The organism is Spiroplasma sp. hy2, assembly GCF_044714365.1.
Taxonomy (GTDB): domain Bacteria; phylum Bacillota_I; class Bacilli_A; order Mycoplasmatales; family Mycoplasmataceae; genus Spiroplasma; species Spiroplasma phoeniceum.
Window position 1 is genome coordinate 1 of the sequence record NZ_RXFZ02000310.1, and the last position, 712, is coordinate 712.

Sequence of the window (712 nt, forward strand, 5' to 3'; positions counted from 1 at the left end):
TTATTTGATTAGTATTTATTAACATTGTAAACGCTTCTATACGATGTCTTATTTTAAATTTCTGCTTTTGTGCTGGTTTAAATGTCATATATTGACCAAAAGTATAATTATATTTCTCTCGGTTTAAACTTTGTAATGTTGAATATGCACTATCATCAACATTTATACTAATACCTTGCTGTATTAAATTAAAATATTGATTTACTTGATTATTGTAAAACTCTAAAATATCTTTAACTTGTTCTAATTCAGTTTTAAATTGTTGAGTAGCATTTGAATGAGTATATTCTGCTACTTTATATGCTTTCTTATCAAATGAATTATATATTCAAAAACTCGCTGCTGTTGTATGTCCTTTTGGACTAGTAGAGTTTGCTAAGTCAACACCACCTAATAACTTAGTTGGTTGAATAATATCTGTTGCTTGCATAATATCAATATATCTTGCAAAGATTGAACCACTGGTATTACCTGGTAAACCTCAACTCCAAACTCTTGCTCTTTCAATATCTAATTGTTCTAATCTTAATTGTTCATTAACTTTATCTTGTGGTAATTCATAATTTAATCTTCAACTAGAATAATGAATAATAATCTTCATATTTCATTTTTCAATATATTTTATTTGTTCATATTTACTACGCATTATTTCTTCATTAAAAGGTAATAATTCATTACAATAACCAACAATATATCTTTTTAAACTTTCAGG

1 protein-coding gene is annotated in these 712 nt (G+C 25.6%); it reads right to left on the minus strand.

All coding sequences use genetic code 4. The features are described 5' to 3' along the window. Positions 1 to 712 (minus strand): PBSX family phage terminase large subunit (locus EHV01_RS06250; RefSeq protein WP_422066706.1); only part of this gene is annotated, 712 nt, incomplete at both ends.